This is a genomic window from Leptospira sanjuanensis (genome assembly GCF_022267375.1).
Classification (GTDB): Bacteria; Spirochaetota; Leptospiria; order Leptospirales; family Leptospiraceae; genus Leptospira; species Leptospira sanjuanensis.
In genome coordinates this window covers 1,140,237-1,157,500 of record NZ_JAIZBH010000001.1, presented here as the reverse complement: position 1 = coordinate 1,157,500, position 17,264 = coordinate 1,140,237, and the positions used below count along the sequence as shown (strand labels likewise).

Genomic DNA, 17,264 nt, shown 5'->3' with positions numbered 1-17,264 from the left:
TCGCTTCTTTGTGCATTCCAGGTTGGATCTGCGCGGGAAGTTCGATGGTCTGAGTCGCCGTTTTCAGAACGAGAACGTCGTTGGAAGAAATTCCCTTTTCTTTTGCAAGAGCGGGAGAAAGCAGGATGTAGTTATCCCAAGTGACTTTGGTCACCGGGTCCGGAAGTTCTTGAAGTTGAGCGTTGTTCGCCGCTCTACCGTCTCCGATCGCCGATGTTTCATACAACGCGAGTTTGAGACCGGCGGAAGCGGACTCGACTTTTTTCAAAGAAGAACGGTTGAAGTTTCTGGAAGAACCGGCAACTTTTTTGCGCTCGGAAGCTTTGACCGTGGTTCCCGCTCGTAAGAGGTCTTCCCATCTTTGTTTCGAGCCGAGTTTTTTGGTCCAAGAATTCTTCACGTATTCGTAAAAGCTGGATTCTCCGCCGAGTGAGCCGCCCGCAAACGCGATCAAGCTGTCTTCGAACGAACGAGCATTGAAGAGAGGACGAATCGCAGGCTGTTGAATGGAAAAAATTCCCTTCGTAACTTCCGCGTCTCCCCAGGATTCGAGGAAGTGAGTCGTAGTCGCGAGAACGTTAGACGCAAGAGCGGTTTCGTCCGCGCGGTCCGTAAGCGCCACGACCAAAGCCGCTTGGTGAAGAAGATTCTTCCATTCTTCCCCCGCTTGATAAACCAGGTTTACGTCGTTCACGAAAAGAACTCCAACCTTGGTCGATTTGAGTTCCGCCGCGAGAGAATTGAAATTGCCGGAATAATCCGCGAGGCCTTCTTTTTTCGGGTTGGAATGATCCACGGTTTTGCCGTCGTTTTCCAACACGCTGTTGAGAAGATTTACAAGAACTTGAAGATCCACCGCGTCTTTTGTGGAAGCCGCAAGACTTCCCGCAACCACGAGGGACTTTCCTTTGTTCGACCAAAGAGCCTTCGCGGTTTTGCGGATACTTTCTTCGCTCACACCGAGAGAAGAAGAGAGGCTCGCTACGGTTTCTCCGCCGAGAGCGTCTTTCGTGTTCGCCCCGAGTTCACCGAGGGCCGCCGCGATCGCAAGAGCGAGTTTGGTTTGGTCGCCGGGACGAATCGGAAGACGAAGATCCGCGTTGGAACCGGACATAGTAGGAATCGATTCCGCAGCTACGAAGAAGTTAACGTCTTTTGCGCCGTCGCGAAGGTTTCTTCTTTTGGAAAAATCCTTTTGGTGTTCTTCGGGAGAAAGCCAGTTGCCCATGAAGTCGCAATCGATCGAAAGAATCACGTTTGCGAGATCGAAGTGGTAGTTCGGAATCAGAGCCTTTCCGTAAGAAGCCGCCTGACCTTTGGAAACCGCTTCTTCCGCCGAAGTAAGAGAAATTTCGTAGTGTTTTCCGCCGCCGACGGTTCTTAAGAAATCGCCGATGATCGATTTTGTGGAAGGAGAATCCAATGGTTTTGTTACGACAACCGTCTTGCCTTTGTTGGCCGCAAGAGCCGCTTTTACTTTTGCGTCTACGGTCGCCCAATCGGATTTAACTTCGATTCCACCTTCGATGGTCGCAGGGTTTTGAGAACGATCGGGATCGTAAAGATCAAAGATTGCCGCTTGACCCGCAGCGCTTAACGCACCTTGAGAAACCGGGTGATCCGGATTTCCTTCCAATTTAAGAGGACGACCGTCTCTTGCTTTCACAAGAATACCGGTTCCCGCAAAAACGGAAGCGTAGTAATAAGAATGTCCGTGTTTAACGAAATCGTATTGAGCGTTTTCATCCGCTTTGTTGAGATCCACGTAAGGAACGATCTTCTCAACGGGTTTGCGGATACAGTTTAAGGAAGTCATCGCGACTCCCGCGCCCATCAGTTTTAAAAAGGATTTACGATCGAATTCTCCGGATTTGATTCTCGCGATCAAAGGATCGGGAGAAGTGAAGAATTCGGATTTCTGCATCTCTTTGACTTCTTCGTCTTTGTCTCTAAGATCGTAAGACAGCCAGTGAGCCTTCTTTTCTTTTTGGAAATTTTTTTGATCCATGTTCAGTATTACTCCCGGTTATCTGTGGCAGGTGGAACAATCTGTCGGAGCGTTGTTCTCTCTGTGACAATCCACGCAGTATCCCATGTTTAAGGATGCTACCTGTTTTACTTTCACCATCTCCGCTACGTTACCGTGACACTGAGAACAATCCACTCCTCTCGAAATGTGACGAGAGTGATTGAACTGAACGTGGTCTGGCATGTCATGAACCTTAATCCATTCGATCGGCTTGTTGTCGTTATACGACTTAGCGAGTTTCTTGATCAGAGGTTTGTTGGTTGCAACGAGAGAGTGGCAGTTCATGCAAGTGGAAGAGGATGGGACTGTGGCGTGTGCTGAGGTTTCTACCCCGGTGTGACAGTATTTACAGTCTATCTTATTGTCTCCGGCATGTATCTTGTGATTAAAGGGTATAGGCTGATCGGGCGCATACCCAACATACTTGGAGGGAGAGAAAATCAGATACGCTACGGCCGCGAGGGCAATGAGCGGTACCGAAAGTTTCAGTGCTCTGTTATTCATTCGTATGAAGTCCCTATGAATCCAATATTGGTATTGGAAACAGGATTTTTGGCTCTGTGAAAAATTGCAAGTAAACGAAGATCTGAGGCCTTTTCCTTTGCGTTTATTTTGGAGTCTATTTGAGAATAGGTATCAATTAGGAAAGTTTCATAAATGAAAAATTAATTTTCAAAAAGTTCGAAAAAAATTTTGCAACCTATCGTAAAACGGCGGAAAAAGTTTTCCTTTTTTCAGAATAGAGAATTTAAAAATACGGAAACCTTTCTCAAAGGCTCCGTCTAAGGAGATTTTTTTACGATGCAAAAAAGCTTTCTCTCGTTCTTAGGAAGAATTCTTCCGTATCTTCTTCTTTTTTTTGCACCGCTCCTTATTCCGGAACCGCTCAAGGCACAGGATTCTCGACTGAGACTCGCGAGTTTCAACGCGATGTTTCTGTATGACGAGGTCGGAGACGAGAAAAAATCGCCTCGAGGAAGAATCCCGAGAAAAGAATCCGACTTTGAAAAAATCAAATCACATCTTTTGAAAATCGATCCCGACGTCATCGCACTCCAAGAGGTGGAAAACGAAGAAGCGATCTGGAAAATTCTCCCCGCATCTTTTTCCTGTTCCCTAACAAAGAAAATTTCCGGATACGATCAAAGGGTAGGAATCTGCTGGAAAAACAAATTTCGCTTCGCGGATGCGGCCCACTACTCCGCTCTTGCGATTGAACCCGGCTTGAGAAGCGGAGTGGAAGCGACTCTTTCCATCGGAAATAGGAACTATTCTTTTTTGAGCGTTCATCTGAAAGCCGGAAACTCGAAGAGAGATAAAAATCTCAGATCGAAACAACTTCTCGTCTTAAACGAGATCTTAAAAACAAAAGAGAATTTTTTTCTTCTGGGGGACATGAATTCTCCTCTCGGAAAGGATCATCGGTCCTGGAAGCTTCTATCGGAAGGTCTGAATCTGAAAAATCCGGGACGTTATGTGAAACAGAGCTGCTGGGGACACAAGGATTTGATCGATTTGATCTTAACGGATGTTTCGATCGGAAATTCGAAATTGGTTCCGGTTCCGTTTGCGGAAGACGATGGAGCGTTCGACGGAGTTCCTGCAAACGAAAGCGGCTTGTCCGACCACTGTCCGGTTGTATTGGACGTTAGGTTGGAGGGATAGACTCCGGAGATGATTGCGAGTCGCGAATTCACGCGTGTTTAAGAGACAGGACGAGCGGACAATCAGCAATTCACACACTTACCGTGAGTTCACGCGCGTTTAGGCGACAGGACGAACGGACAATCAGCAAATCACACACTTACCGTGAGTTCACGCGCGTTTAGGCGACAGTCGTAAATATTCTCGCACGTGCGATCGCTTACTCGCAGTTTTGATTGTAACCTATAACGACCGCACCACTTTGACCGAAGTAAAATTTTCAACGAAAGGAGTCCAAATTTTGAATAACCGATCTCCCAAACAAATCGCAATGAGCTGGATCGAAGCGTATAACAGCCACAATCCCGATGCCGCCATATCGCTTTACGACGAAAATATTGCGAATTTACAGTTTCCTTGGGGAAAAACCGTTCAAGGACGCGAGGCGATGCGAAATACGTACGTCAATGTATTTAAGGCGTTTCCCGACATTCGCATTGAAGTCATGAATATGATCGAACAAGAACCTTGGGTTGTAGTCGAGTGGCGTTTCAGCGGGACAATGAAAGGAGAATTTGCGGGCCATACTCCCAACAACAATTCTTTTGATATGCACGGCTGCGAAATCTTTCAGATCGTAAACGGTAAAATTCTGGTTCAACACGGATATTGGGACAAGGAGACGATGTTCTCTCAACTCAAAATCGATATGAATCGTTGAACAAATCGGATCTCCGTCGAATTTGGTATGAAACTAATGACCTCGGTTGACAGATATGATAAAATCTTCAAGCCGAGGTATATAATATGTCGAAGGATTCTCAGCGATGTATTCAGAAAAAGATCAAAGTATTAAATCATGCCAAGGAATCTCAGAACGTTTCCAAAACATGTAGACACTTTGGAATTTCAAGAGAAACATTTTATCAGTGGAAAAAGGCATATGAGACCTATGGAGAAGAAGGACTCATTGATAAGAAACCGGGATTTCGTCCTGGTGCCTGCCCTTGGCGAACGAACAAGGATACTGAAGAAAAAATCTTACACCTACGTAGAACCTATCATTTCGGTCCACAAAGAATCTCATGGCACTTAGAACGCTATCTCTCGATAAAAATCACTGCTGCTGCAGTATATTATGTATTAAAACGAAATGGTATGAACAAGTTACCGGAGAATCAAAGAAGGCGATCTATTCCATCTTCGTTTATTCGATATGAAAAAAAAGTTCCAGGACATCATGTACAAATAGACGTAAAATTCCTTTCTTTCCGTAATTCCAAAGGCAAGGAAATTAAGAGATTTCAATATACAGCTATTGATGACTGTAGTTACCCCACTTAAAACCGTACAGCTGAGTTAGCTTCTAAATAATAGGAGTAATGCTATGAATAATACTATTATTAATGACCCGGTTACTGTAATCACATCGGTTCAACGAAGAAGAAGATGGTCTTCAAAGGACAAAGAACAGATAGTAAAAGAGACCTTTGAACCAGGAAATTCAGTTTCTTTAGTGGCGAGAAAGTATAATATAGCCGCCAGTCAGCTTTTTCAGTGGAGGCGGTTTATGGAAAACGGCGCAAGCAAAGGAATCGAGAATGAAGAGAACTTGGTCCCAGAATCAGAGTATAAAAAGCTCGAACAGAGAATTAAGAATTTGGAACGCCTTCTCGGAAGAAAGACCGAAGAGAACGAGATTCTCAAAGAAGCTGTCATTCTTGCTCGTAAAAAAAAACTGATCTCGCAAAAGCCATTGGAAGGAATCGAAGGTTTCCAATGAGTAGAATTGCTACCGCATTAGGCGTTTCTCGGTCGATTTTTAACTACAAGAATCGCGTGCGCGAGAAAAAACATTCGATCAGCGAATTCAAAGAACATATCTTGCAAACGATTAAAGATGTCTGCCATGATAGACCTACCTACGGATATCCAAGAATTACAGCGATCGTCAATCGGATCAATAGAAACAAGGATTTGCCACGAGTGAATCACAAGCGGATTTACCGAATCATGAAGGAACAAAATCTACTTTTACAAAGGAATGTTCCAAGGTTAAAAGTAACCGCCTAACGAACCACAAGCCCACCGTTTTTTGGCAGATCCTCGCAAGAAAGACTTCTCGGTATCGTTTCCCAAGACTTAAAAAGATCTCGTAAATAAGCGTAAGGATCGATACCTGAGATCTTTGCATTTTGAATTAACGAATAGAATCCCGCGCTCGCAGTTGCCCCTTGTGGACAACCGGAGAAGAGCCAGTTTTTTCTACCGATCACAAAAGGACGAATGTCGTTCTCAACGAGATTCGTATCTAATTGCAATTCCGGATGATCCAAAAAGAGAAGCAGTTTTTCCCACTGGCCAGAAAGATAAGAGAGCGCTTTTCCCATAGAAGATTTGGGAGCAACTTCGACGATCCGTTTGTTCATCCAAGAACGAATCTCATCAACGATAGGCTTAGATTCGGATTGCCTGAGTTTCAGATGTTCTTCAGAACTTAAACTTTCTACCTTAGCTTTTGACTCGATTGTATAAAGCTTACCGATTTTCTTTACGATCCATTCTGCTTGCACATTCTTAGAATCGATTTTTAGAATTTCGAAAAATCTCCTCCTCGCATGATTCCAACATCCCGCGTGAAGAATCTTAGATTTAACTTTCAACAAAGAATCGTAAGATTCAAAACCGTCCGTTTGGATGATTCCTTCAAATCCCTGGATCCATTCTTCTAAAAACTTAGCGCTCCGACTCGGCTCATAATGATAGAGAACAACGGGCTTTTCTCTGATGAACCCTCGGATCACCCACATATACGATTTGGATGTATTCAACTTTCCTTCTTCGTTTAACACTTGAAGAATCGTCTCATCGATCTGCAAATACTTCGATTTGAAAAGTTCCCTTCTCACATCCTCGATCATCGGAGAAAGTTTTTCAAAAACTTGAATTGCGGTATTGGAAAGGGTGCTCCTTGAAATATCCACTCCCGATCTCTGGAGAATCCCGGCTTGTCTGTAAAACGGAAGAGCATCCGCAAACTTTTGAGTAAGCGTGTGAGCTAAGAATCCGGAAGAAAGCATACTCTTCTCAGCGATCTGATGGGGAACCGGCGCGATTCTTACGACAGGTAGAGTTTCATCAGAAGTTCCTTCACAATGCTTACACGCATACTTAGGGCGAATATGAACTTCGACTTGTATTTTAGCCGGGATAATATCTAACTTCTCGGACTTGTCTTCTCCGATACGAGTAAGCTCGTGACCACAAGAACAGGTTTTATCAATTTCAGGAATATCATGTAGGATTTCGATTCTTGGAAAGTAGTCCGGGAAAGGTTTTCTTCCCGTCTTCTTTCTTGTATGGCTTTTAACAGGACTAAAAAGACTTTCTTCTTCGGGTTCAGGAGAATCTTCTTGCAAGGAGCTTTCTATTTCGTTAAAAAGAAATCCTTGATCTTTTTCGATCTGACTCCATTTCTCAGTCTTTCTCCCGAAAAGCTGGATCTTCAATCTCTCGATCTGATCCAAATGTTCGGATTCTTTCTGTTTTTGGAGTCGTAATTCTTCCTGATATTTATTATTCTCTAATATAATGATTCTTTTTAGTTCTTCTACATCATCAGGAAGAGAGTTTAGATCCAAAGACATTCGGATTCAGTCTTAATACTTTCTTTTCTTGAGTCAAACATTTTCAACTGACATTCTTGTATTTTAGTTTCTTGTGCTCTTTGAAAAAATCGATCCCATTCAATAGCCAATGAAACCTTTCAACGGGTATTTTATGCACTTCCTCCTCTGAGTTCGGCCACGGGAATTTACTCTCTTCCAGTCTCTTCTGCCAAAGGCAAAACCCGCTCTTATCCCAGTAGAGCATCTTCAGTTTATCTTTCTTGCGATTGCAGAAGAGAAAGACGCTCGCCGAATACGGATCTTTTTTCATCTTTCCTTCTACGATTACAGAGAGCGTATTGATCGATTTCCTTAAATCCGTCGCCCCAGGTCGAAGATACACTTTTCTGTTTCCGGGATTTAACTCCATCGTCCTAAACTAAACTGAACGTTTACTTGGAGCGATGCCTTCCCCGACGTATCTATCTTTAGGGTCAAAAATTCGGCTTCTACCAATGACTGAGAATTTGTCGAGGAAGGAGGAATTTCTACAAAGTCGTTCTTCTCTGAATGCTTAGAACGTCTCTCCCAATGATATCGAAACGTCGTGTATTTGAGGTGTCTTTCTTTACAATACTGAGGCTGGGAAAGTCCACTCTTTGAAAAGTCATCAAACTCTTTGGGCCAATCTATTTTCGTTTTTTTCATCAAAGACAGTTTACAACATTTATACGATTAGAAAAAGGTGCGGTTGTTTAGGCGCTTACCGATTTTTGGAAAAAGGTTTTCTAAATATTTAGAACGGATTGGGATCAAATACAAAAAGACCGCCATTCGATCTCCTTGGCAAAACTGCTATGCGGAGCGCTGGGTTAAAACTTGTAGAAACGAGTTTTTAGATTTCTTCATCCCGATCAATCAATATCATCTGGAAAAGAAGCTAGAAGAGTTTATTCATTTTTACAATTATCATCGAACGCATATTGCTTTGAATAAAGATTCACCCGTTCCTTCAAAGATTCTAAAACCACCAAACGGCGGAAAAACAAAACTCGTTTCCACTCCCGTTCTCGGTGGTTTGTATCATACATATTCTTACGAAAATGTTGCTTAACATTCTTTGATTCTTTAAAAACTCGTCAGAAAACGAGTCCGTCAACTCATGCCCTGACTATTCTTTCATCTCCAAAAATCACTTCAAAAATTCCTAAATTCAACCTTTCGAAAGTGATTTCTTTTCCAAAACATTCAAACTTGAGTTCAAAACTGAATCAAAACTTATTCACAATTTCGCTATATTAGAAAATCATCTGCAATTTTAGTTTTTGCGAGCCTCAGCTCTCAAATACGGCGCGAAAGCAATCCCGCAATCCTATATGAAAGTATCACTATATTAAAAAACCCTGCAATTTTAGCGTTTGCAAGCCTCAATCTGTATCTACAGAACGACAAGTCATACTTAGAGGGACTGGCTCAAATTCTTGAGAAAAATACTCTAAATCATTGGATTCAACGTAAGTAAAAGCGTGCATAAAATTTTCTTTATCGATTATACATTTTATCTTTTTTACGATTTCGGTGTCTTCTCCTTCCCCCTTAATTGAATATCGTAATAATGCTACTATTATTTCTTGTTCATTACTATCCTTTTGAAAACTTATACTGAAACCACATCGTTTATTGCCAATCCGACAAGACGATTTTTCTGCCTTAACACCTTTCCACTTAAGTTCTATTTGTGGATCACTATACGTTTCAGCCTTTATATAAACATCCTTTACAATATCTTTGAATGTCTTTCCTATTATCCTGAGATCATATTCTCCCGAAACCAGATCTTTTTTTTCAACCCAGCCTAGGCGACTTCCATAAGACACTTGAAACCATTTATATTTTTCCGGATCATCATTCCCAAAATAAGCCTCACTTAAAACCTTTACTATTGCATTATATGGTAATATTTTTATTGCAGATGAAGGCTCATCATTTGGTAGCTTTCTTAATATCGTACCGGAAGTAGGAGCTACCCTCATTGATTTCTTGTATCCGATGGGGAGAGCTCGAATATAATAATCTTTATTCTCGTATTCAATTTTATAATGGACATTCCCATTGGAATCTTTAAATGATTGCGGCTCCCCCTCCAAATCTAATAATAAAGTTACGCTCCTACCTTCATCTAACTTAATATTTTCCAATTCCTTTATTGAATTACCATCATAAATAAAATTATATACTGTGAACTTCAAAAAGAAAATTGGACAAGAACTCTCTTTTCTACAATCCTTATATTGAAACCGACAATCCAATATGCACACCCATACCATAAGGTAGAAAATAATTTGTATAATTTTATTTCGCATTAACACAACCTTCCTTTAAATCTTTCTTCCTCAATCAAAAGTTCGAACGCTCCCTCACTTCGGAAGATACGGTAACATTCCCTTGATTCTTTCCAAATTCTCAGGCAACATCTCAACCTTTACGAGAGCGTCCTTCTCAGCATCAAAGTAAACGCAAGACACAGTCGGGTTCCAAACTTTTTCTACATACATCTTCTGGCCCGTCTCTTTGTTCCTTACAGGTTCACCCAAAACAAAGCCTTTCTGTGTTACGTTCTCTTTCATATCTGCGCCTTCTCTAAAGTCTCAAGTCCCTTTAACGGCTCTCTTTCATCTTTAATTTCTCTACTTTGTCTTCCCAAAGTCAGGATGAAACTGATCTTCTGTCAACGGGCAATGTCCCGCAAAGCCATCAATTGAAAAATGTCCCCCTACCTGTCCTAAATATTTTTTGTCGGCTGAAAAATGAAGTAGAAAGTTTTTACCATCATACGCATCTTCTCTTGTTAATTTCTCCGTTTGACCTTCTTGTCTCAGATATACTTCGTACGAAATATTGTTGTTGATTACGCTACTCGGAACAATCTCAAACGACACAATCTTCGTTTTGAAAAATAGATCATACTCGCACCAAGCATGCCCCGTTTCAAAACTTTTCTTCCAAGCTTCACTTGCGGCGTATGACGAGGAATAATATCCAGCGGCATACGAATCAGATAAGTTAGGACTAGATAATGATACAAGTCTTGAAGACGATTTGTCTTCAATTGCTTCTTTAAATTTTTTAATGCTCCGAACTAAATGTTCCTTTGCAATTTGCCTCGGGTCTAACTTTGCATCTTCAAACTGCTTTTCAATATCTGAACTTGCTCGAATGTATTTGATATCTTCGGCAAACATCTCTTCACTCGGACCAGACTTCCACTCCGGTCCGAAAAATTTACACTCAAAGAAAAAAAACATTAGAAGAAGATAAAATACTTTTGAAATATACTTTTGCATCATACTGGCTATTCCCCCCGCTTACTTCCTTTTCTTCAATCTTTTTGGAAGCATCTCGTTCAAAAAGTAGTCTCCATTGATCTCTAAATACTTTCCTTTCCAATCACTCTTTTCCACATACAAACCCTTCGGCAAAATCGATGGATCTAACATCGGATTCTCAGTCGTCACATAGTATTTTACCGTAGTATGCATATGCGGGCCTGTCGATCTTCCCGTGCTTCCAACGTTACCAATCTGTTTACCGGCTTGGATCGGTTTCCCTACCTCTACCCATTGGCTCGGATCTTCCATAAAGTGTTTGTATTCGATTTGGAAAGTTCCGGATAATTCTCCGTCAAACTTACTCTCGATCGTTACACTGTTCCCTCCGGAATTCACAATCTGATTCATTTTCTTCGGATCGTTTACGCTCGCAACAGCTTCCCTCGGTATCTGATGTTCGACTTGCCTTTCGCTCAGCAACTGGCCTTTGTTTGAAGAAACCATTGTATAGAACCCGGCAACCGGAAATTCTTTAGTTCCTCCTTGACTGTAGACCACACCCTTCATTCGAATTCCGTCATAGTTAGAATTTTTGAAGTCCGGATCCAACTTAGCCAATACATCACGGCTTAGAGGTGTCTTCTCCCCTTCGCGATACAAGCCTTCTTTTCTCGGACTTCCATCGGGATGTTTACCTTCCGGTAAATAAATCACACCTGCTTTTTCCAACGCGCTTGAAGGAACCTTAATCTCCAAGCCTTTCGAAATCCCGATCACCTTTCCATTCAACATCGTATTCACTTTTTCACCGTAATCCGCAGCAAAGTCGTTACCGATGTGGTTCACAGGATCTAAAGCTGTATCTGCCGCCGTTTTTTCGTAACGGTATCCCGCTTCGCCATAATGAGAGGTATACGTCACTTTGTTGTTAAACGGTTTGTTTCCGATTGGATGTGCAAAATCCGGATGAGCTTCATCAATCGGAAGCGTTCTCGTTATGAATCCCTTCTCGTCCTTGTGAGTCATATATCTCTCAAGAGCCGCTACCGCTGTCGCCGGCTTCCCTTCCGCACGAGACTTTGCATCTTCTTTCGCCGCTAATGTAAAAGCCGTGTCTTCGGCAAATCCTTTAGCTTTTTTTGCACGCTCCTCATAAATACCTACTTGATCCTTAATCTCCTTAACCCTCTTCACATCACCCAGCTTTTCCAACGTTTCCTTTCTCGTTTCCAACTGTTTCACGATGTCTTTAATCGCGGGTCCTTCCTGTTCATACGATTGCTGTTTCCGGAGAACATAGTCGCCTAATGGCTCTTCCTTGCCGTTAATCACCTTTCTCTTCGGCTCATACTCCAAAAAGTTTTTGTCAATCTGTGCAAGACGTTCCTCTGCCTTCTTCAATTGGTTTTGAACTTCAGTTCTCTCTTTTGCGGTCTTCGGATCTTTAGGATCTAATCCCGCAAGTTTTGTCTCAAGGTTTTGAACTGTTTCCGATTGTTCAAAACGATTCTTAACAACTACGCTTCTCTCTCCTCCAAAATTTCTCTCCAACTGATTGTGCATCGTCGTTGAGTCTTTGTCAAAAAGTGCGGCTACGTTTGTTTCGTGATCCTTCTTCGCAGTATTAATTTTGCTTAACTCGTTACGGTCTTCGTTGGTTAACTTTCCATTCAGAGCAAGCTTCTCAAGTTCAACACGTCTGCTTTCATGAGGAAACGGTGCTACAGTCTCATTCAAATACGTCGACTTCCGCTTCTCCAAATGATCCAAGGTTGCAAGCGCCTTCTCACGTCTCTGATTTAACTCAGGTGATCGAACATACTTTTCACCGGGATGATTTCTTTGGTGCTTCTCGTAGTCCTCTCTCTCAAGTGTCTTTTGTTTGTCTAAAATCGCCGTCTTCTGTTTGTCAAACTCTTGAAGCTTAGCTGTATGTTCAGGTTTCAATTCAAACGCTTTCTTCTTCGTTTCAAAATCAACTCCGCCCGTATTCTTACTTAGGTCGTTCTTCCCGATCGTTCTCGAATTTACAATCGCTTCCGCAAATCTCGGATCGTTGCCATACGTCTTCGATACGTAAGTTTCAACCCGATTCTCAATCTCGCGGATCGCTTTCGCTTCAACAATTCCACGCTCCTTCATTTTGTTCTGATGGGCTGCCATATTCGATTCTGCCTCTTGAATCTTCTGGCGTCCCCCAGTCATTCCTTCTACGCTACCAAGCTCTCTGCCCAATTTCCAAAGACCTACATGCGTTCCCATTTCAGAAAGAGTACGCGCAGTGCCAGGTTTGTTTAAACCACCAAGCTGAAATGCTCCCGAAGAATACCCGCCTACCATGTCCTTGATTCCTGCCACACCGGAAGGTAAATTTTTGGAAAGATCCTGTCTAAGCCAAGTGTCGATCGCCGCAAGCTGATTCTTTGAGTATCCTTTTACCGGATCAATGCCTTTCAACGCATCCCGAATCTTACCAATTCCCGGTAAACTGTCCGCATCTTTGCTTCGAACCATATTCACGAAGTCTAAATTCTTTTTACCCTGAATTTCCTGAGTTTGTCTTGCGGAGAAACTCTCGAATAACAAACGGTTTGTTTCCTTGCTCGCCTCAGATGCGTTCTTTTGGAATTCTCTTCCTAAATTCTTCAACTCGTCTAAACTGTTTGCAAATTCTCTATCCCCTTTGGAAAGTTTGAGTAAGCTATCCGTTCTAGCTAACGCAGCATTTACTTCCTTACTTTCATTTACGTAATTGTGAACAACTGCTCCTACGTTCTCTCCGACGATATATGTATGGTTGTCTTCCACTTCCAAGTTGTAAACTTTAGTCGGCTCCGTGTTGTAGTGAAAGATCCCCGTTACTCTCGCCCAGCTTCCGTCTGATTTCAAAACCTGATCGTTCACTCTCAGGTCTTCCACCTTCACCCACTCGGAGATTTGTGCGGTTGAAGCATTTGCGTTAGACGCCACAGATCCCGTAGAAAGGGAAATCTCCTCACTCGCACTCATTCCAACATTCAGCAACGCACCTTTCCGAGAAATCAACTCGCTCGTTGCAACATCGGAGTTCGCGGTCTTGTTCCTTCTTCTAAAAGGGTGATTCCAAGTCGTATGCAGTTCTTCTTCCCCATCCAGTTCGAGATAGAACAACTGAGGGACTTCATGAACAAATAGTTCTGTTACACGTTTCGTCTCAAATTCACCCGACTTTTCGTTCCAAGAAACTACCTTGTCCCCAACTTTCACATCTTCAATGACCTTGAAGCCTGTCTCTGTTCGCACAGCTGTCCCCGCAACAAAACACGTGTCTAAATGAAATACGCCTTGTTTGTCCACCATCTTGCTTCCGTCGTTCGCAATACCGAAGCTCTGGGCAATATCTCCGAACATTCCCCGTTACAAACTTACCGAAAGTGCTCGTTGCACTCTTACCGTCGTTGAAGCGGATCTCAATCCCCGATCTTTCTCCGGCTCTCGTTACATCGTCCTTCCATTTCTGCAAGCCCTCAGGCGTTTGGGACATCGCTTCCTTGTGCGCGTTCCATTTCTCTAACAACTTCTCAGGCTGTGCATTCTCTACGTCGATACTGCCGTCCTTGTTTTTAGGTAAATACTTGTCCACATCTGCTTGCGTAAACAACGGTTTCTCCATCTTCGTCGCAATACTCAGCTCCGTACGCAAGATCTCCATCTGAGACTTCTCGTGATTGTAAGAGCTGTTCTCAGCTGTCACACCTTGAAGATATTCGTTCTGGAAATTCTGGTTCAAAGTCGCCTGTTCCCAACCATGACTGTTCGTGTTGTAGCTCACAGTACCGATCGTAGCCCCTTTCAGTCCCTGGATGCTAAAACCCAATACACCGTCATTACCTAAGTCAAGCGTCGCTCCACCTCCGCGAAGTCTCTGAGGAATCGCCGTGTTTCCGTCGTGGTTGTAAGACAACGCTAAACTCGAGTGACCTTCTCTACTCGCAGATACGTTGATGCTCCCGTTCGCCCAAGATTTGCCACCTGCCTTGTTCACGTCATAGCTCGCGTTCGCGGTATAGCTGCCGCTTTTAAAGTTGTAGTCTAACCCTAAGCCTACGTTGTTCGTAAAGTTCGTGTTCACGTTCATTCCAAGACCTTGATCAGCATTGTAGCTCAGTCCCAAGGTTAGATTGCTCATTTTCATTCCTTCCAACGCGGTCTTTAATATTTCTCCCCCAGGTAACCCTTTGACACCGGACACGTTCAAGCTAACTCCACCGCCCCAACCGCCTTTCACTTCGTGTTGACCCGTCAAAAGGTTCGCGTTCTGATGTTTGGTATACGTTACGTAGCCCGTAAGAGGAGTTTTTACTCCTAAGGTCGCCGTCGAGATGAGGCCGTTTACAAGGGCTGCAGCCGAGCCATTTGCCCCGTTGATTCTGTTTTCGATCGCCATCGTCGCCGCTGTACTCGCCGCAAGCATGGCCACCTGCGCATTGTTAAGCGAAAGCCCAACCGTCGCCAATGTTGTGTTAATCGCCGTCGCACCCGTTCCGATCACCGAATTTAACATCTGAATTCCCGCGGGACCGCCGAAATAGGTCACTGCTGCCGCTGCTGCTAACTGGACCAATACCTCAGCATCCTTCAGTCTTTGTTCTCTCGCTGCCTTTCTCGCCTCTTGTTTGTCGATTTGGTATTTGAGCAATAACCCCAGATTGTGACCCATTGCAGGATCTCCCGTCAATGCCTCGCCGATCTTGTCAAAAAGGACGTTACGCATCTCCATATATCCGATCGCAACTTGGCCTAAGGCTTCGGGCGAGTTCGCTTCGCGAAACGCGCTCTCCGCTTCAATCAGCATCGCACCATCAAGTGCAAAGAAAGAAAAAGAACAGCGTAGTACACGATGGTGCAATGCCGGATTTACGCTACGATCGCTCTCGCGAGTTCTTTTGTTCTTCTTTGTTCTTTCTGTCTTCATCATGCTTTGCTAAGTAAACCTTCTTTAGTCCTTACCCCTTAAAAGTGAAAAACCCGCTCAAGGGCGGGTTTGCAAGTTCTTCACTTCGGTAAATACGGCAATATCTCCTTGATCCTCTCTAGATCCTCAGGCAACAGATCCACCTTCACAAGACTTTCCGTCTTCGGATCAAAGTAAATGCAAGGTACTGCCGGACTCCAAGCCTTCTCCACATACATCGTTTGGCCCGTCGTTTTGTCGCGGACGGCCTCGCCAAGCACGAAGCCTTTTTGTGTTCCGTTGGATTTCATATCTGCGTCTTCTCTCTAAAACTAATTCGTATTTAAATTAACAGATTGTTCCAACACCGATCGAATACATCCAGTCATATCATTTTCCATATCCGTTGAATTCGTTCCCGAATTAGTACCTCTGTCATAGTAATGCTCGCCTCGAAAATAATCATCATCCTCGTAACGGATCATATATATAATATCTCCGCTTTTGAGTTTCATTTCAGGCTCTAATCGAAACGAAAGCATCTCGCCATCGTTTATAAAATCGTAATGGTCGCCATGACGCCTTTTCACATCCACCGAGTAAAAATTCCGATCAAACAAAAACTTAACCACAGCCACACCATGTGTCACATCCAGAGCCAAACAAGCAAACGCACGTCTTGAACCCGAATCCAATTTTAAAAGTTGCGCCAAAGGATACGGGTCAATCAGGGTATAATAACCATCTCGTTTGTATTTTTCAAAAGGGCCGGGGATCGGCGTAAGGTCATCCTCTTGCGGATACGCCGATGGAAATACCTTCACCCAGTTCTCTTCCTTCTTTAAATCCAAGGACTCCTCCTTCTTTGGAAAAAGGAAAAAAGAAAAAAATCCGACTATGAGAACAACAAGTGTCGTTCCCGCAATGAAGAAGATTCGTTTTGAAAGATTACTTGTTGATTTCATCCACTTGTTTCACTAAGTCCGTGTATTTGCCGAATGACTTGCCACCCATGAAAAAGTCCTGAACACAAAGAGGAGATTTTTTTCCTGGATATACACCCGTAACGGTCAGCTTAACGACGACAACGTTTCCACCCTCACCCGCTCCCTTTTTGGTTCCAAGGACCGTATATGCTGGCAGAATCGAAACGATCTCATCCGACTCTCCGAGCTCTACATCAAATTCTTTTGTCTTTTTGAAGTTCGCATCTAAGCGGGGAGTGTTTGCATTGTTCACTAAAGTATACGGGGCTTCCATGAAGGTAAGTTTTGCGGTTTTAATTCTGGAATATTCTTCCTTTTTGCCGTCGGCTTCGCAGTAGTTCTTGAAATTGAGATTGTAAGTATCATTCAAAACTTTGATACCGCTTTCGCCAGAATAACTGGTATGAAAGTAAACAGACTCTCCCACACCTTGGGATTTGGAGACGATCCACTTTCTCTTGTTGCCCCAATTCTGTTTAGCATTTGCATTTTTGTCTTTTATCAAATCCTTAAAAAAACCGACATAGTAGTTAACTCCATATACCTTCTCATCTTCAGAAGAAGTAACCAACCTGTAATCAGAGCCGGTATCACCCGTTTTATCGATATTCTTTTTAACATTACCCAATTCTTCCTTCTCCCCACCCAATAAGGGCAAGGCCAAAATAAGTAAACCAATTGCGAATATTCTTTTTCTCTGCTTTACTAATTTCATATATATTCGTTTCCTCATCT

The 17,264-nt window shown here is 43.1% G+C and carries 17 protein-coding genes and 2 pseudogenes (1 of these 19 only partly in view); 6 read left to right on the top strand and 13 right to left on the bottom strand.

Annotated features, from left to right (window positions below; genetic code table 11):
- Together LFX17_RS05160 and LFX17_RS05155 are read right to left on the bottom strand one after the other, a co-directional pair.
- On the bottom strand, window positions 1-2,008 hold the 5' portion of the coding sequence (locus LFX17_RS05160; RefSeq protein ID WP_238745452.1) for a TAT-variant-translocated molybdopterin oxidoreductase. Its footprint begins 1,058 nt before the window's first position; only the first 2,008 of its 3,066 coding nucleotides appear in the window; the start codon lies at window positions 2,006-2,008; the stop codon falls past the left edge of the window.
- An 18-nt stretch (window positions 2,009-2,026) separates the two neighbouring features.
- Window positions 2,027-2,533 carry a cytochrome c3 family protein gene (locus LFX17_RS05155; RefSeq protein ID WP_238729305.1) on the bottom strand — a complete coding sequence of 169 codons (507 nt, stop codon included), beginning with the start codon at window positions 2,531-2,533 and terminating at the stop codon, window positions 2,027-2,029.
- 297 nt (window positions 2,534-2,830) lie between these two features.
- On the opposite strand from LFX17_RS05155, the gene LFX17_RS05150 reads away from it, so the two are divergent.
- From LFX17_RS05150 to LFX17_RS05130, 5 genes are all read left to right on the top strand, one after another.
- The gene (locus LFX17_RS05150; RefSeq protein ID WP_238745449.1) at window positions 2,831-3,694 is read left to right on the top strand and encodes an endonuclease/exonuclease/phosphatase family protein; all 864 of its coding nucleotides are present in this window, start codon (window positions 2,831-2,833) and stop codon (window positions 3,692-3,694) included.
- A 280-nt stretch (window positions 3,695-3,974) separates the two neighbouring features.
- Entirely contained in the window at window positions 3,975-4,394 is a 420-nt protein-coding gene (locus LFX17_RS05145; RefSeq protein WP_238729303.1) for an ester cyclase, read from the top strand.
- 86 nt (window positions 4,395-4,480) lie between these two features.
- On the top strand, window positions 4,481-5,017 hold the full coding sequence (locus LFX17_RS05140) for a helix-turn-helix domain-containing protein (protein ID WP_238729302.1): 537 nt from the start codon (window positions 4,481-4,483) through the stop codon (window positions 5,015-5,017).
- A 43-nt stretch (window positions 5,018-5,060) separates the two neighbouring features.
- Complete coding sequence (locus tag LFX17_RS05135; RefSeq protein WP_238745446.1) at window positions 5,061-5,456, top strand: transposase; 396 nt, start codon at window positions 5,061-5,063, stop codon at window positions 5,454-5,456.
- Window positions 5,453-5,746, top strand: coding sequence for an IS3 family transposase (locus LFX17_RS05130; protein ID WP_238745443.1), 294 nt, complete (start codon window positions 5,453-5,455; stop codon window positions 5,744-5,746). Before LFX17_RS05135 ends, LFX17_RS05130 begins: the two co-directional genes overlap by 4 nt.
- Here the strand turns inward: LFX17_RS05130 and tnpC are convergent.
- Genes tnpC through tnpA form a run of 3 tightly spaced genes read right to left on the bottom strand, consistent with a single transcriptional unit; the run spans window position 5,743 to window position 7,989 of the window.
- Window positions 5,743-7,320, bottom strand: coding sequence for an IS66 family transposase (gene tnpC / locus LFX17_RS05125; RefSeq protein ID WP_118966396.1), 1,578 nt, complete (start codon window positions 7,318-7,320; stop codon window positions 5,743-5,745). The two genes, LFX17_RS05130 and tnpC, sit on opposite strands and share 4 nt — an antisense overlap.
- Window positions 7,321-7,363: 43 nt before the next feature.
- Entirely contained in the window at window positions 7,364-7,711 is a 348-nt protein-coding gene (gene tnpB, locus LFX17_RS05120; RefSeq protein WP_118966397.1) for an IS66 family insertion sequence element accessory protein TnpB, read from the bottom strand.
- A complete protein-coding gene (gene tnpA, locus LFX17_RS05115) occupies window positions 7,702-7,989 on the bottom strand; it encodes an IS66 family insertion sequence element accessory protein TnpA (protein ID WP_118966454.1) in 288 nt (95 codons plus the stop codon). The genes tnpB and tnpA overlap by 10 nt, the downstream gene beginning before the upstream one ends.
- A 31-nt stretch (window positions 7,990-8,020) precedes the next feature.
- Here tnpA and LFX17_RS05110 point away from each other — a divergent pair.
- Window positions 8,021-8,395 (top strand): annotated as a pseudogene (locus LFX17_RS05110) (integrase core domain-containing protein); the annotation flags it as partial.
- A gap of 313 nt (window positions 8,396-8,708) precedes the next feature.
- On the opposite strand, the gene LFX17_RS05105 reads toward LFX17_RS05110, so the two are convergent.
- The 8 genes and pseudogenes from LFX17_RS05105 to LFX17_RS05065 form a co-directional block, all read right to left on the bottom strand.
- Window positions 8,709-9,530: a hypothetical protein gene (locus tag LFX17_RS05105; protein ID WP_238745441.1), complete on the bottom strand. Its 822-nt coding sequence runs from the start codon at window positions 9,528-9,530 to the stop codon at window positions 8,709-8,711.
- A 168-nt stretch (window positions 9,531-9,698) separates the two neighbouring features.
- Window positions 9,699-9,908 (bottom strand): hypothetical protein, encoded by a 210-nt coding sequence (locus LFX17_RS05100; RefSeq protein WP_238745438.1) that lies wholly within the window; start codon window positions 9,906-9,908, stop codon window positions 9,699-9,701.
- A 60-nt stretch (window positions 9,909-9,968) separates the two neighbouring features.
- Window positions 9,969-10,628 carry a hypothetical protein gene (locus LFX17_RS05095; protein ID WP_238745435.1) on the bottom strand — a complete coding sequence of 220 codons (660 nt, stop codon included), beginning with the start codon at window positions 10,626-10,628 and terminating at the stop codon, window positions 9,969-9,971.
- Between the two features lie 18 nt (window positions 10,629-10,646).
- Window positions 10,647-13,067 carry a M23 family metallopeptidase gene (locus LFX17_RS21105; protein ID WP_238747681.1) on the bottom strand — a complete coding sequence of 807 codons (2,421 nt, stop codon included), beginning with the start codon at window positions 13,065-13,067 and terminating at the stop codon, window positions 10,647-10,649.
- 273 nt (window positions 13,068-13,340) lie between these two features.
- A pseudogene (locus tag LFX17_RS21100) lies at window positions 13,341-15,366 on the bottom strand (TIGR04388 family protein); the annotation flags it as partial.
- A gap of 278 nt (window positions 15,367-15,644) precedes the next feature.
- Window positions 15,645-15,854 (bottom strand): hypothetical protein, encoded by a 210-nt coding sequence (locus LFX17_RS05075; RefSeq protein WP_238745430.1) that lies wholly within the window; start codon window positions 15,852-15,854, stop codon window positions 15,645-15,647.
- A 21-nt stretch (window positions 15,855-15,875) separates the two neighbouring features.
- Window positions 15,876-16,508 (bottom strand): SH3 domain-containing protein, encoded by a 633-nt coding sequence (locus LFX17_RS05070; RefSeq protein ID WP_238745427.1) that lies wholly within the window; start codon window positions 16,506-16,508, stop codon window positions 15,876-15,878.
- Window positions 16,492-17,244, bottom strand: a complete 753-nt coding sequence (locus LFX17_RS05065; protein WP_238745424.1) for a hypothetical protein — start codon at window positions 17,242-17,244, stop codon at window positions 16,492-16,494. The genes LFX17_RS05070 and LFX17_RS05065 overlap by 17 nt, the downstream gene beginning before the upstream one ends.
- Window positions 17,245-17,264 lie beyond the last annotated feature (20 nt).